The sequence below is a fragment of the Rhizobium sp. Root274 genome, from assembly GCF_001429245.1.
In the GTDB taxonomy this organism is placed as follows: domain Bacteria; phylum Pseudomonadota; class Alphaproteobacteria; order Rhizobiales; family Rhizobiaceae; genus Allorhizobium.
Window position 1 is genome coordinate 560513 of record NZ_LMJE01000007.1, and the last position, 14660, is coordinate 575172.

The 14660-nt window shown below is 62.0% G+C and carries 11 protein-coding genes; 3 read left to right on the forward strand and 8 right to left on the reverse strand.

The features are described 5' to 3' along the window. Positions 1–62 precede the first annotated feature (62 nt). A complete protein-coding gene (locus ASE36_RS11660) occupies positions 63–1736 on the reverse strand; it encodes a formate--tetrahydrofolate ligase (protein WP_062279479.1) in 1674 nt (557 codons plus the stop codon). Positions 1737–1928: 192 nt separating this feature from the next. On the opposite strand from ASE36_RS11660, the gene ASE36_RS11665 reads away from it, so the two are divergent. After that, positions 1929–2450 (forward strand): TIGR00645 family protein, encoded by a 522-nt coding sequence (locus ASE36_RS11665; protein WP_082511025.1) that lies wholly within the window; start codon positions 1929–1931, stop codon positions 2448–2450. A 170-nt stretch (positions 2451–2620) separates the two neighbouring features. Here ASE36_RS11665 and putA read toward each other — a convergent pair whose 3' ends face one another. Continuing rightward, the gene (gene putA / locus ASE36_RS11670) at positions 2621–5740 is read right to left on the reverse strand and encodes a bifunctional proline dehydrogenase/L-glutamate gamma-semialdehyde dehydrogenase PutA (RefSeq protein ID WP_062279481.1); all 3120 of its coding nucleotides are present in this window, start codon (positions 5738–5740) and stop codon (positions 2621–2623) included. 108 nt (positions 5741–5848) lie between these two features. On the opposite strand from putA, the gene ASE36_RS11675 reads away from it, so the two are divergent. Together ASE36_RS11675 and ASE36_RS11680 are read left to right on the forward strand one after the other, a co-directional pair. Further along, the gene (locus tag ASE36_RS11675) at positions 5849–6313 is read left to right on the forward strand and encodes an Lrp/AsnC ligand binding domain-containing protein (protein WP_062279483.1); all 465 of its coding nucleotides are present in this window, start codon (positions 5849–5851) and stop codon (positions 6311–6313) included. A gap of 154 nt (positions 6314–6467) precedes the next feature. Beyond that, positions 6468–7184 carry a LuxR family transcriptional regulator gene (locus tag ASE36_RS11680; RefSeq protein ID WP_244474726.1) on the forward strand — a complete coding sequence of 239 codons (717 nt, stop codon included), beginning with the start codon at positions 6468–6470 and terminating at the stop codon, positions 7182–7184. A 73-nt stretch (positions 7185–7257) separates the two neighbouring features. Here the strand turns inward: ASE36_RS11680 and ASE36_RS11685 are convergent, their stop codons facing one another. From ASE36_RS11685 to ASE36_RS11710, 6 genes are all read right to left on the reverse strand, one after another. Further along, a complete protein-coding gene (locus ASE36_RS11685) occupies positions 7258–8367 on the reverse strand; it encodes a DUF2333 family protein (RefSeq protein ID WP_062279485.1) in 1110 nt (369 codons plus the stop codon). Next, a complete protein-coding gene (locus ASE36_RS11690) occupies positions 8360–9655 on the reverse strand; it encodes a DUF6638 family protein (protein WP_062279487.1) in 1296 nt (431 codons plus the stop codon). Before ASE36_RS11690 ends, ASE36_RS11685 begins: the two co-directional genes overlap by 8 nt. Further along, a complete protein-coding gene (locus ASE36_RS11695) occupies positions 9652–10056 on the reverse strand; it encodes an endonuclease domain-containing protein (RefSeq protein WP_062279489.1) in 405 nt (134 codons plus the stop codon). The genes ASE36_RS11690 and ASE36_RS11695 overlap by 4 nt, the downstream gene beginning before the upstream one ends. 355 nt (positions 10057–10411) lie before the next feature. Further along, entirely contained in the window at positions 10412–12328 is a 1917-nt protein-coding gene (locus tag ASE36_RS11700) for an AAA family ATPase (RefSeq protein WP_062279491.1), read from the reverse strand. A 3-nt stretch (positions 12329–12331) separates the two neighbouring features. Further along, positions 12332–13483: a hypothetical protein gene (locus ASE36_RS11705; protein ID WP_244474727.1), complete on the reverse strand. Its 1152-nt coding sequence runs from the start codon at positions 13481–13483 to the stop codon at positions 12332–12334. 31 nt (positions 13484–13514) lie between these two features. Beyond that, positions 13515–14603: a hypothetical protein gene (locus tag ASE36_RS11710; protein WP_062279494.1), complete on the reverse strand. Its 1089-nt coding sequence runs from the start codon at positions 14601–14603 to the stop codon at positions 13515–13517. Positions 14604–14660: the final 57 nt, after the last annotated feature.

Below are 14660 nucleotides of genomic sequence, written 5' to 3' on the forward strand. Positions count from 1 at the left end.
CGTCACCGTGGCGGAAATATCACAAATTCCAGGTAGGTTTTCAGGGTGCTCCGGGTGAGCCGTCAGAACAGGCCTTCGATGGCCCCCTCGCCGTTCAACCGGATCTTCTCCGAAGAGGGCATGCGCGGCAGTCCCGGCATGGTCATGATTTCGCCCGTGATCGCAACGACGAAGCCGGCGCCGGCGGACAGGCGCACCTCCCGCACATGCACCACATGGCCTTCCGGCGCGCCACGCAGGGTCGGGTCGGTGGAGAAGGAATATTGCGTCTTGGCCATGCAGACCGGCAGATGGCCATAATCTTGCCGCTCCCAATCGGCCAGCTGGTCGCGCACCGCCTTGTCGGCCGTCACCTCGCCGGCGCGGTAGATCTCGGTGGCGATCCGCTCGATCTTGGAAAAGAGCGGCAGAGCATCAGGATAAAGCGGACGAAACTGCGAGGGCTGTTCGGCAATCCGCACCACGGCCTCGGCAAGATCGGCAATGCCTGCCGAGCCGTCCGCCCAGTGGCGGCAGAGAATGGCCTCCGCCCCGAGCCCTCTCGCAACCGCCTTGACTGCGGCGATTTCGGCCTCTGTATCGCTGGTGAAGTGGTTGATCGCCACCACGGCCGGCACGCCGAACTTGGCGAGGTTTTCCAGATGCCGGGCAAGATTGATCGCACCGCGCTCGACGGCGGCCACATCCTCTCGGCCCAGATCCTCCTTGGCAACCCCGCCGTTCATCTTCAGTGCCCGCACGGTGGCGACGATAACGACGGCGGACGGGGCAAGCTCAGCCTTGCGGCATTTGATGTCGAAGAACTTTTCAGCCCCGAGATCCGCCCCGAAGCCGGCCTCGGTGACGACATAGTCGCCGAGCTTCAACGCCGTCTTCGTCGCCACCACCGAATTGCAGCCATGCGCGATATTGGCAAAGGGACCGCCATGCACGAGTGCCGGATTGTTTTCGAGCGTCTGCACGAGGTTCGGCTGCAGCGCCTCCTTCAGAAGCACGGCCATGGCGCCATCGGCCTTGAGATCGCGGGCAAAGACGGGGGTCTTGTCGCGCCGGTAGCCGATGATGATGGCGCCGAGCCGCCGCTCCAGGTCTTCGAGATCGGTGGAGAGGCAGAGGATCGCCATGACCTCGGAGGCCACGGTGATGTCGAAACCCGTCTCCCGGGGAAAACCGTTGGAGGGGCCACCCAGCGAGGTGACGATCTGGCGCAGCGCCCGGTCGTTCATGTCCATCACCCGGCGCCAGCTGATGCGCCGCGTATCGATGCCAAGCTCATTGCCCCAATAGATGTGATTGTCGATCAGCGCCGAGAGCAGGTTATGGGCCGAGGTGATCGCATGGAAATCGCCGGTGAAGTGAAGATTGATATCCTCCATCGGCACGACCTGCGCATAACCGCCACCAGCCGCCCCGCCTTTCACGCCGAAACAGGGGCCGAGCGAAGGTTCGCGGATGCAGATAACCGCCTTCTTGCCGATCCGGTTCAAGCCGTCGCCGAGCCCGACCGTGGTGGTCGTCTTGCCCTCACCCGCCGGTGTCGGGTTGATCGCCGTAACCAGGATCAGCTTGCCATCCGGTCGCCCCTCCAGCCCTTTAATGAAGGCGGCGGAGATCTTCGCCTTGTCGTGGCCATAGGGGATCAGGCTTTCCGAGGGAATGGCGAGCTTGCAGCCGATTTCCTGGATGGGCCGCTTTTGGGCGGCACGCGCGATGTCGATGTCCGATGCTACTGTCATGTTTCCCCCTGCCCCTCTTATTGGGCGAGAGGATCGGACAGTGCAGTCGAAGTGGCAAGCAGAAAGGCGCGATTTCCGTCATCACGAAGCAGGAAAGCTTGAAACTGACTTGGACCCAAAATCCACCTCTTGCCCGCAAATGGAACCATGTAATAGTTGCGGTGCAACAATGACCTGTCGAGAGATGCCTTGATGAAATCGCTGGAACTGCTGATCGAGAAAATCATTCTGTCGAGCCGCTGGATTCTCGTCGCCTTTTATCTCGGCCTGGTCGCAGCGCTCGCAATCTACGCCGTATCGTTTGGCTATAAGTTCCTGAAGATCGCCCAGAACGTCTTCGTCTACGAGGATTTCGAGATGATCCTTGCCATGTTGGCGTTGATCGACGCCGCATTGGTGGCAAGCCTCATCGTCATGGTTATGATCTCTGGCTATGAAAACTTCGTCAGCCGCTTCGACGAGGCGGACGATCAAGTCTCATTCCTCGGCAAGCTCGATGCCGGCAGCCTGAAGATCAAGGTGGCCTCCTCAATCGTCGCCATCTCCTCCATCCACTTGCTGCAGGTCTTCCTCAACGCCAACCAGTATAGCGACGGCAAGCTGATGTGGCTCACCATCATCCACCTCGCCTTCGTCGTTTCGGCGGTGATGCTGGGTTATCTGGAGGTGATGATGCACGGCAAGAAAAAGAGCGGCGGCGCAGATAAGATCTGAGCGACGTCACCCTCCCCTTGAGGGGACGGTCGGAGCGAACTCCGGGGTGGGGTGACGGCTGGGAGGCTAGCCCCGGGTCGCACGCCTCGCACTCGTGAAGGTTCACCCCCACCCGCCGCTTTGCGGCGACCTCCCCCCTCAAGGGGGAGGTGCGACTTCACCTCGCAAATTCACCCTTCCCCAATGGCAATCAAACTCGCATTGCCCCCAGCGGCCGCCGTGTTCACCGAGATCACCTGCTCGACCGCGAACCGGCTCAAGTAGGCCGGGCCGCCCGCCTTGAAACCGGTGCCGGACATGCCGGAGCCGCCGAAAGGCTGTGTGCCGACAACGGCGCCGATCATGTTGCGGTTTACGTAGATATTGCCCGTGTCGAGCGCCTCCGTGACCTTGCGGATCGTCGCCTCGATACGGCTATGCACACCGAGCGTCAGGCCAAAACCGGTGGCGTCGATGGACGCAATGACCTGATCGAGCGCCTTCGCCTTCCAGCGCACGACATGGAGCACGGGGCCGAAGATCTCCTTGGTGAGCGCCTCGGGGCGGTCGAGCTCGACGATATGAGGGGCAAAGAAGTTGCCCGTCGCGGGTACCTTGCCGGCATAACGGACCTTCTGGCTCCGCTTCATGTCAGCGATATGGGCCTCCAGCATCGCCTTCTGTTTCTCGTCGATGACAGGGCCGATATCGGTGGTGATCTCAAGCGGATTGCCGAGATTCAGCTCGCGGGCAGCCCCCTCGATCATTTCCAGCATGCCGTCGGCAATGTCTTCCTGCAGATAGAGGATCCTGAGCGCCGAGCAGCGCTGACCGGCAGACCGAAACGCTGAAAGCACGACGTCATCGGCCACCTGTTCGGCAAGCGCCGTCGCATCGACGATCATGGCGTTGAGACCGCCGGTTTCGGCAATCAGCGGCACGATCGGGCCATCCTTGGCAGCGAGCGTCCGGTTGATCGCCTGGGCGGTTCCGGTCGAACCTGTGAAGGCGATGCCGGCAAGCTGCGGATGGGCGGCGATCGCGGCCCCGACATCGCCGGCACCGGGCAGCAGCATCAGCACGTCTTCCGGCACGCCGGCTTTGTGGAACAGCTTGACCGCCTCATAGGCGATCAAGGGCGTCTGGGGGGCCGGCTTGGCAATGACGGCATTGCCGGCGACAAGGGCTGCCGAGACCTGGCCGAGGAAGATCGCCAGCGGAAAATTCCACGGCGAAATGCAGGCAAACACACCACGGCCGCGCCAGGACAGACGATTGAGCTCACCGGTCGGGCCGGGCATGACTTCGGCCTCACCGAACTGGTGGCGGGCCTGGACGGCGTAGTAGCGGCAGAAATCGACCGCCTCGCGGATTTCGGCAACACCGTCATCCAGCGTCTTGCCGGCTTCGAGTGCCAGCAGCGACAGGAGACGGTCACGATCGGCTTCCAGCAAGTCGGCGAGTTTGTCGAGCGTTGCCGCCCGCTCCTCAACGGAGACGCGCGACCAGCGGGCAAAACCCTTGCGACCAGCGGCGAAGGCCCGGTCGACGTCGGCGGGCGTCGCGTTGCGCACGGTACCAACCTTAATTGCCCGATCTGCGGGCGACAGCACGGCTTCGTCGCTGGTCGCGCCGGTTGCACCCGGCACCAGCGGATGGGCGGCAATGGCGGCAAGCGGCTGGCTGATGCGGCTCATCAGGCGTTCGAGATTGTCGCGATGGCCGAATTCGAAGCCGGCGCTGTTCTTCCGGTCGCCATAGAGGCCAAGCGGCATCGGGATCTGACTGTGGCGGGCGCTCTGGCCATTGCCAAGGCCGAGCTTTTCGGTGGGGCGCTCTAGCAGAGCCGTGACCGGGATGTTCTTGTCACCGGCAACGGCGACGAACGAGGAGTTCGCGCCGTTTTCGAGCAGGCGGCGAACGAGATAGGCGAGCAGATCGCGGTAGCCGCCGACGGGTGCATAGATGCGGCAAGCGATGCGGTCATTGCCCGACAGCAGCGTGTCGTAGAGGGCCTCGCCCATGCCATGCAGACGCTGGAATTCGAAGCCGGAGCGATCGGCACCGGCAAGCTCGATGATCGTCGAGACGGTCAGCGCATTATGGGTGGCGAACTGCGGGAAGATGCGGGCCCGCTTTTCCATGAGCTTTGCCGCGCAATGCAGATAGGAGAGATCGGTCGCAGGCTTGCGGGTCCAGACGGGGTAATCGTCGAGGCCGCGCTCCTGGGCGCGCTTCACTTCCGTGTCCCAATAGGCGCCCTTGACGAGACGCACCATCATGCGGCGACCATATTGCTGGCAGAGGCTGTCGATATAGTCGATCACCTGAGGCGCACGCTTCTGATAGGCCTGAATGGCGAGACCGAAACCGTCCCAGCCGGAGAGCGACGGATCGGCAAAGACGGCCGCGATCACGTCCAGCGACAGCTCCAGGCGGTCGGCCTCCTCGGCATCGACGGTGAAATTGAGCTGATGCGCTTTCGCCATTTGCGCAAGCTTCAGAAGGTCCGGCACCAACTCACGCATCACCCGGTCATGATGGGTGGCGAGATAACGCGGATGCAGCGCCGACAGCTTGACCGAAATGCCCATGCGGTTCGGCAACTGCTGGCTCTTGCCGTGTTTGGCCATATGCGCGCCGATTGCCTCGATCGCCATGGCATAGGACTGGAAATAGCGCTTGGCGTCTTCGGCCGTGCGGGCGCCCTCGCCCAGCATGTCGAAGGAGTGGCGATAGCCGCGTTCCTCGCTCTTGGCCGCACGCGACAGCGCATCCTTGATGGTCTCACCGAGCACGAAATGATGGCCGAGGAAGCGCATCGCCTGCTTGGTCGCGGAGCGGACAGTCGGCAGACCCAGGCGCTTGACGAGGCCGCGCATGACGCCCTCAGGCGTCTCACCCGGACGGATGACGCGGGCAGAAAGCCCGAGTGCCCAGGCAGAGGCCGAGACGAACCAGCTGTCGCCATGCGCCTCGTGTTCGCTCCAGCCGCCTTCCTTCAACTTGTCCTCGATCAGGCGATCCTGGGTCAGCGCATCGGGTACGCGCAACAGTGCTTCGGCGAGCACCATCAGCGCCAGACCTTCGCGCGTCGACAGCCCATATTCGCGCAAGAAATCCTCGACGCCGCCAACCGATCCGGAATTGCTGCGGATCGCCTCGATATAGGTCGTGGCGCGGCGGTCGATGGCGCTGTTCTGGCTCCCCGAGAGCGACAGGCGCGATGCAAAGTGGCGGATGAACTGGTCATCGTCGCCGGCATAGGGCGCTTCGAAACGCGGAAAATCTGTCGTGGCTGGCTTGATCATTGTCACCTCCGTGGTATGCGCAACATATCTTCAGCTTTGCAGAATTTCCCGCTATTCTTCAGTCAAATTTCCGCAGCAATCACTATCAAGATGGAGTTTCGCAGAGAGATGAGCAAGGAAATCGACCGCCTCGATCGCAAGATTCTCCGCGCGCTCCAGGCCGAGGGACGTCTGACCAACATCGAGCTTGCCGAGCGGGTGAACCTGTCACCGACGGCGACCGCCGAACGGGTGCGCCGGCTGACGCGCGAGGGCTATATCACCGGCTACGCTGCCATCCTGTCGCCACAGAAGCTCGGCCGCAACCTTCTGGTCTTCATCGAGGTGAAACTGGATCGCACGACGGCGGACGTTTTCGACACCTTCGCGGCGGCGGTCAAACGCTCGGACGACGTGATGGAATGCCATATGGTGGCCGGCGGCTTCGATTATCTGGTCAAGGCGCGCGTCGCGGGCATGGATGCCTATCGGCAATTCCTCTCGGAGGTGATCCTGCCGCTTCCCGGCGTTCGCGAGACCCATACCTATGCGGTGATGGAGGAGGTGAAGGCGGGCTCTGCCTTGCCGGTATGAATTTGGATGTAACGGGCAACTGCTATTTTGAGTGGCACCGCTTAGGAATTAGTCATATTAATGGTGGTCAGGGCCGAAAAAGCGCTAGCTTTTCGTTCTGACTGATATAATTGTTCAAACTTACAGTTAGTTCTCAACTTTCGAAACAAGAAAAATGCTGCCACAACGACAGACGCTCTTGAGCCAGGAAATCGGGAGCTGCCAAAGCCGTGCGGATCTGTTGGAATGCTGGAAGCATGCGGCGCGCGAATACGGTCTCGATCACGTGACCCTGGCCACGGCCCCGACGGCTCAGGACAAGATCCTCGGACCGTTGGTGCGCGAAACGACGCTTCCCGTCGACTATTGCCGCGAATTCGACCGTCAGGGTTTCCTGCGTTATTGCCCGACGGTCCCGCATATCACCCGCACGATCATGCACGCCACCTGGTGGCTGGGACCCGACGGCCACAGCCCGGATTTCGAGTGCCCTTTTCCGCTTGCCGAACTGATGCGCAAACACGATCTGCTCTCCGGCATCCTGTTTTCGCTGACTGCCATTGATGGTACCCGCTACGTCGTCCGATACGACGGCAGCCGGCCGCCCCTGCCCCAGCAGGACATCAACGAATTGTCCATGCTGACCACCCAGGCCTTCGACGTGTTCGACCGGCTGCGTCGCACGACCAGCACCGTCAATGTTCTGTCGGCGCGCGAACTGGAAGTGCTGCGCTGGACCGCCCAGGGCAAGACCTCGCTGGAGATCGGCCAGATCCTCTCGCTCTCCGACCACACGGTGAACGCCTATATGACGAATGCCATCCGCAAGCTCGATTGCGTTAATCGCACGCAGTTGGTCGCCAAGGCGATCCGGATGAAGATCATCAGCTGACCGATCCAAACCTTTGAAAAACCAAAGGCCCGGTCTTGCGATCGGGCCTTTTGCTTTGAAGCGGAACCTGCCCTTAACGATCGAGGATCGCCCGGATCTCCACCATGTTGGAGCGCACTCGCAGCGTGTAGAAGCCCATGGTGGTCAGATGGGTCGGCATGATCCAGCCATCCTCGCTGCCATTCGAGATGATCGCTGGCTGGATCTTCAGGGCACCCTGCAACTGGCGTTCCATCTCGGCCCAGATGGCGGTGAGGTTGCGCTCGCGGATCACATCGCCGAAATCGGCATGGGCAGCTTTCAAAAGCGCATACTGCGCATAGAGCTGGCCGAAGGCGAACCAGTAGCGGTCGTCGGCGCGGGTGTCGAACCAGCCCGCATTGAACTCTTCCGAACGGCGGCGGAGAATATCGGAGGTATTGCCGAGATCGCTTGCCATGCCGTCGAGCAGTTGCAGCAGGTTATCGGCCCGGCTGTCGAAGACGGCATCGCAATTGGCAAGCGAGGTATTGAAGCGGGTCCAGCTGTCGACGGCGGCCCGATAATAGCTCGGCGTCGGCGTCTTGAAGCCGAAGGGATCGGTGCCGAAATACCAGGTGCCCTCGTCGAACTGGATATTGCCGCGCGCATCCTGCAGGTCGTTGTTGATGCCCGACGTGCCACGCACACGGCCGAGATTGTCGGCGAGCTGGATGGCGGTGCGCCGCACCACCTGGTTCACGCCACGCTGGAAGGAGGCCTTGTTGTCGAAGAAGGGCGTGTTGTCCCAGTCGATACCGAAGAAGCCGAGCTTGTAGAGCAGCGTCGAGGAGATCCAGGTGTTCTGGTTGACATTCTGGTCGGTGAGAGCGGCGGCGAGCGTGACGATGGCCGAGTCCTGGCAACGATTGGCCTGGTCCGGGATCGCCGCGCCCGCGGGCACGGTTCGCGTGTCCAGCTTGTAACTCGTCACGAAAGCCGGATCAAAACCGTTCCATATCTGCGTGCGGTAGAAAAACTGGCCATAGGCGAGGATCAGCAGCACGAGGATCGCGAGGATCGGCCCCTTGATGATCCAGCTGCGGTCCCGATACCAGCCATGGGCGGCGAGAAACGGCCAGAGCAGCCAGGCGACGACCAGGCCGACGCCGCGGCCGATCGCGGCGAAGACGCGCTGGAAAAACGCGATGATCGGATCAAGCATGGTCATCTCCTATGCCATAGAGGCGTCTGCGAAACTGGGCCTTGTCCTGCAGATAGGTCTGCGTCAGGCGGGATACAACATAATCGCCATAAGGCGAAGGATAGGACTGGTAGTGGCGGTAGAAACCCTGCTTGTCGAAGACAAAGCGGGAAACGAAATCTTCCGGCGTCAGATGCGCGATCAGCCGGCTGGTCAGCCACTGGTCGGCATGTCCCGGCTGGGCCCGGACAAGCCAGAGCCGCAGTTTCGGGTCAAAATCGGCGATGCTGAGCGTGCCGGAGCGCGCCAGCACCCGCATCGCTTCCTGCAGGAAGGGATAGACGCCGTGTTCGGCAATCGCCCGTCCATGCGTGTGCTGAAACGTCTGCTGCCAGACCACATCCACGCGGGCGAAATCCGGCAGCGGCACCTGGCTTGCGGCAACCGACAGCAGCACCAGTTCTGCCCGGTGCGCGAGAAGACCCGAGGCCTCCACCCAGCTTGCCCGCGGCAGCTCGATGCGACCGGTGCGGGCCAGAAAGTCGAAGATCTGGGCCGGGTCCTTGATCGAGATATAGCTGACCTGCCAGGGACGCGACCGGCGAAACCCCGGCGCATCCGGATCGCAGATCACCGTTGCCTGCTTGCCGTCAGCAAAGACGAAGACGCCGCCGAAATGATCGGCCCAGAAGGCGTCGTGACGAAAGATCACCTTGTCCGGCACCAGCGTGTTCTGCCGGATGTCGCCGGTCTGGCGCGACAGGTCCACCATGCGGTTGAGCATGACATCGTCGCGCCAGGCATCGGGGGTCGTCAGCAACTGGTCGCAGAGCTGGCGCAGTTCCCCTGCCTTGCCGAGCAGGTCTTCGGCCGACAGCACGCGAAACTTTACTTCGTTGATCGATAGCAGATCTTCAAGCGTCTTCACCTCCGCGACCGAATCCTCGATCTCGCCGTAGAGCGCATCCTTGAGCGTAATCGCATGGATGGCACGGGCATTGGCGGCAAAGAATTCGTGCATCAAGCCGGCGGTGTTGGAAAAGCTCGTATGAACCACCGGCAGATCGTTCTGCTCCGGTGTCAGGATGACGAAACGCCGATTGACCTTCTTCGGGTCGAGATAATCGGGATCGCCGAGCTCGGCCGCCACCTGCGGCGAAAAGCCGGTGATGTCGATGTCGAATTCGGGAAGCGCGGTTTCCGGCAGGCCGAAGCCTTTGAGCGCCTTGTTGTAGCGGGCAATCAGATGTGGCTCGCGAATGGTCAGCAGGCGACCATAGATGAGCTCGGCTTCGAGGAGGCGGTTCATGCGGACCGCTCCGCAGGCAGGTATGTCAGGTCATGGCTGACGCAAGCATCAAGGAGCCGGCCATCGAGAATTGCGACAAGCGTTTCGAGCACGGCCTCGCGTTCCCGCAGGATATCCCCGTTCCAGAACCTGACCGCTGACCACCCATTTGCATTCATGAAGGCATTCCGTTTCGCATCATAGTCACTGTCTGCATGCTGACTTCCATCGACTTCTACCACGAGCAGTGCCTCACGACAGGCAAAGTCGGCAAAGTAAGGCCCAATCGGCAGCTGCTGGACGAATTTGTGCCCCGCCAGACGGCGCGCTCGCAATTCGCTCCACAAGGCGGCCTCTGCATCATTCTCCACCTTGCGAAGGCTTCTCGCCCGTGCCGTCTTCCTCTGGTTCGCACCCCGCATCTGTGCCCCCTAGACCACATCGCGCTCTGCAAATGCCCCTCACCCTGCCCTCTCCCCGCAGGCGGGGAGAGGGAGGAGCGCGTGGCCGGCGGTGAGGCCTTCTCCCCGCCTGCGGGGAGAAGGTGCCCGAAGGGCGGATGAGGGGCAACCAAACACAGCGCCATCCTCATCACCCCTCTCTAACCGCTCGCTTCCCCCCGCTCTGTTCCGCGTCAAGCGTAAGCCCCTCACCCTGCCCTCTCCCCGCAGGCGGGGAGAGGGAGGAGCGCGTGGCCGGCGGCAAGGCCTTCTCCCCCGCCTATGGGGAGAAGGTCCCCGAAGGGCGGATGAGGGGCAACCAAACACAGCGTCAGCCTCACCACGTCCCCTCCGCCTTCAGCCGCTCGATCTCCGCGATCGCCCGCTCCCGCTGCCGTTCCCGGCGGATGATCTCATCCACCGCTGCCTCGTCCGACTTGTCGGCGTAGCGGAATTCGCTGTCGGCGTATCGGTTGATCTCTTGGCAGATCATCTCCATCGTCACCGGACCGCGCAGCGCCTCGATCATCGCGCGCTTCTCGTCATAGCTCTTGTGCACGAAGGCCTCAGGGCGCTCAAACCAGGCATCCGGCAGCTCGACATCCATTGCCCGCATCTTGATGGCATCGGTAATGTTCTTGATCGCGCGGCCAGTGAAGCGCGGTTCGGCGAGCTTGATCGCGTGCAGGTAGGCGCCGACATCGGCAAGCGTCTCGATCTTGCCCTCTGCCTTCTCGTAGCGATCCCAAACGGCGACGAGGCCGTCTTCCTTGGGCCGGTCATGTTCGCCATAGGAGCGGCTGACCGCCTTCTGGATTTCCTGGCCGGCAAACAGCTGGTGGTCGCCGAGCGGGATCTGATGGTTCTTGCCGACGAGCAGCGAGAAGATGTCGATATAGTCCTCGCGCGTCTGCGGCCCGTCGACCAGCCAGCGGGCGCCGGCGCGCTGGCGCAGGGCATCGTCGACATCCTCGGGGTAGTTGGAGAACATGCCGAAGGTCGCATTGCCCCTGACCACCGTCGAGGCGCCGGCAAAGCTCTCCATCAAAACGGCGGTCACCTCGTGCTGCCCCGATGACGCCCGGTCGTCGGAGCGCTTGGCCGTCACCTGGTCCACATCGTCGATCGTGCCGAAGCCGATGACGCGCGGGTTGAGGACATTGTTGACGAAGGCTTTCGCATTCTGGCCGGACTTGCCCTGATAGGACGAGATCTGGTCGACGCCGAAATTCTCGTAGTGGAAGGCGTAGCCGGCCATCTTGCAGTAGTCGTTCAAGAGGCCCGCCAGCATCTGGATCAGGATCGTCTTGCCCGTGCCCGGCATGCCGTCGCCGATGAAGGTGAAGAGAAAGCCGCCAAGCTCGACGAAGGGGTTCATCTGCCGGTCGAAATCATAGGCCATCAGCATCTTGGCAAGCTTCAGCGCCTGATATTTGGCGATGTGGTTGCCGATGATCTCTTCCGGCTTCTTGAAGCTCATCGAAAGCGGCTTGGACTTGGCGCTCGGCACGGCGTCGAAACCGTCGAGGGTAAAATCGTCCTGGTCGACGCGGATATGGGCATTCTCGAAGGCGCCGAGGTGCTCGAACCGCGCTTTCCGGGTGAGAAGCCCTTGGAGAGCGAGTTCGGCAAAGGCGCGGGTGCGGCCGATCACGGTCGTATCGTCACCCGCCCCCTTCAAGCCTGCATCAAGCCCGCCGACCAGGCTTTTCAAGCCGTCCTGTGCGGTGTCGAAGAGGAAATCCGGCTCGCGCAAGCCGTCATGCTCAGCGCTCTCGCCGGAAACGGTCGCCAGCAGATAGGCGGATAAGGCGAAGGCACAGACATAAGCCGACGAGGCCAGTAGCCCCTTGAACCGTGCCGCCTCCTCGCCCTGCAAGGGAGCGGTGATATTGCGGGCCTGCAGGCTTTCAAGCTCGGTCTGCCGGGCGAAGACGTCGGCGACAGCAAGCGCCACCTGCGCCCCGCGCCTGATCCGGTAGAGGACCGTGTGCTGGGCGGGCGTGAGCAGCGGATCGCCCTGCCCGCTCGCCTGAATGGTCTTGGTCAGGTCCACCTCACGGGTCTTGCGCACCGAACCGGTGGATACGGTCGAGACGAAGCGCCGGCCTGTCCCGGCAAGAGTGGCCCCATCGCTGCCGCCATCGCCGGCATCCAGCACCACGAAGCGCGTGACGAGGCCCTGGGCGACGACAAGATGTCTGGCAATGTCCGCCTCGTGCAGCGTGGTCAGCCCGGCCGTCAACTCGCTCATCTCTTAGACCTCGCTGACGATCTGGTCGCCGGAAATAACGTGGACCTTGTAATTGCCGAAGACGGCCCCCACTTCGCCGGCCGCATAAAGCGCCTGATAGGCATCATGCGGCACCAGCGCGTGTTTCTCGTACGTCGAGACGCCCATGCGCGCGGCCTCGAGATCATGCGTCTCGATATGGAATTCCTGGATTGCCGGCGTCGAGGAAAAGAAGCCCTTGGTCGCCGCTTGCTCCCGCTTGGAAAACACCTCCTGCACCGTCCAGGTCATCACCCAGGCATTTTCAGGCTTGCGCACGCGGCTGAGGATCTCGTTCACCCGGCCGGTATTCTCGGTGATCCCCGTCGAATAAAGCGGTCCGAGCACGACGCGGCGGATCGATTTCGGATGGAGCGTCGGAAAATCCCGGTCCATATTGGTGGCGATCGTCGCGGGTGTGAGCGAAAAGGCCGAGTTCCTTGCGCAGAAATCGTCGAAACTGCGGGCGAGTTCGGGGTTCAGTAACCCACCGACCGGAAGCGGGATCTCCACGCGGTCGTCGAGCCGCCCCTCCGGCGTGACCAGGATCTTCGTCACGTTTTCCGAGGAATCCTCGACGGTCGCGAGATAGATCATCGGCAAGGTGCTTGTCCCGTCGAAGGCCGCCCAGGAGACCAGATAGCTCGGCCGCCGCGTCTCGCCGTTGACGCTGACGGCAACGGTCGTGGGCAGCACGAAGGGCGAAAAGACTTCGCCGGCCCCCACCTGTTCCAGATAGAGCCGCTCGGCCATCTGCTGCTGCAGGGCTTGGGGAAACGCCTTCTGTCGCAGGATGAAATCGACCATTTCCTCACGCAAGGCCTGGGCGGCCGGGATCGCAGCCAGCCGCTGCGCAGCACCTGCCCGATCGTTTTCCAGCTCCAACACGTTCTTGAAAACCGGAAAGCCGCTCTCGGCCCGGGAAATCTTGAACTGCTCGCTGAACGCAACGCGGTTGTGCCAGGAGGCAAAGGAATTGCGCAGCCGGTCGAGATAAGGCAGCAGATGCAGCCCCGGCGGCCCGTTCTGCAGGATCCGCCGCTCCGGCAGGCCGAAGAAGAGCTCAAGCCCGGTGAGCGCCGCCGAAATGGTGGCGAAATAGGATGCAACGGCGCTGCTGCGATCAATGGCGTTCAAAGGTGGCCCCTCAGGCTGGAGCATCCGAACATCACGGCTTCACGTAATTGGCCGCATTATGCTTGTCGAGCACACCCTGGAAGCGCCGGGCAAAGGCCTCGTCCGCCAGCTTCTTGCGTCGCTGGATGTCCTGCGTCGACAGCATGTTCTTCTCATGCAGTTCGAGCAGGTCGCCGATATGCCGCTGGGCAGCAGCGCCGATGCCGGCCATGGTTTCCTCCGCTGCGGTGTCCACCTGGGAGCCGAGCGTGTTGATCCGGTGGGCGACCTCCTGCTGGGCAGCCGTCTTCAAACTGTCTTCCAGCGCCTTGTAGAGCACGATCCGCTGCTCGGTATCGATGGTCAGCTTGTTGATCAGCGTGTTCTGCGCGGCAATCTGATTGTTGAGGCTGTCGACGAAGGTCTGGAACATCGACGTATAGCGTTCCAGCGTCTGGCTTTCCGCCAGAAGCTCCTGCTCGCGTGCCTGGGCCTGGTTGTATTCGGTGGCGAGCTTCGAGCGCTCCGCTTCGAGATCTGTTCGCGCGCCGGTATCGGTGGACGCGGCGATCTTGTTTTCGATGTCCAGCAGCATCGGGTTCAACTGCTCGATCCGGGCCTGGGTCGTTTCCAGGTTGGCGATCGTCTGCTTGCGCCGCTCGATCACCTGGATCAGGCTTGCTTCGGAGCTCTTGTAGCGCTCGTCGAGCACGCTTTTCTGCTCTTTCAGGATGCCGACAATGCTGTCCGATTTGGCCAGGAGTTCCTGCAGATTGCCGGCGAGCGACATGTTGCGCACCCGCTCGGTCCGCATCCGCTGCGCCTTCTGCTTGGAGAAGATGCCGATGAATTTTTCGTATCCGGAAAAGCTCTTCATACTTTCGAATTCGGAGCCGAAGACGTTCGTCGCATCCTCCAGCCCGATGATCAGGTCGGCGATATTCGCCTCCATCACCTTCTGCTGCTTGAGAACATCGTCGATCCGGGCGTTTTCGATATCGAAATTGGGATCGGAAAGTTTCGAATCGCTGCGCGCCAGCGTGTCGAGCACGCTGCCGGACTGCTCGATCTTGCCGCGCATCTCGGCCACGACCTGGCGTGTCTTTTCGATTTCGCTGTCGAAGGATTGCAATTGAGCCATGTCGTCCCCTGTCTCTCCCGTCGGACTGTGCCGACCTCTCCGATGCCAGCATAGCGG